This is a genomic window from Fructilactobacillus sp. X7R4C1 (assembly GCF_059901115.1).
This window is the reverse complement of sequence record NZ_JBWXVD010000025.1, coordinates 1-265: the sequence shown is the minus strand read 5'-3', so window position 1 is coordinate 265 and position 265 is coordinate 1. Positions and strand designations below refer to the sequence as shown.

The following is a 265-nucleotide window of genomic DNA, read 5'->3' as shown; positions in this document are numbered from 1 at the left end:
AGTAACATCACCAAATACTTGGCTAAGACAAACTGTAACCGGGAGATACCCGAAATCAAGGTATTTTTGTAAACCTTTTGACTGAACTCATAGCCGAAAATAATGACGAACACGCCGATAAAAACGTAAAGTAGCATCGTGTCACCCATATTCGCCACTTTGATGCCAGTTAATATCGACCAAGATTTAGCCGCAACTTGGGCAAACTGATCACTGTCGCCATGAACCGTCACGCCGCCAACATTTTGTGCCAAGGTTGTCATGG

1 pseudogene is annotated in these 265 nt (G+C 43.8%); it reads right to left on the bottom strand.

Annotation, left to right across the window (positions count from 1 at the left end):
* Window positions 1-265, bottom strand: a pseudogene (locus tag AC6UC9_RS07020) (ABC transporter permease); the annotation flags it as partial.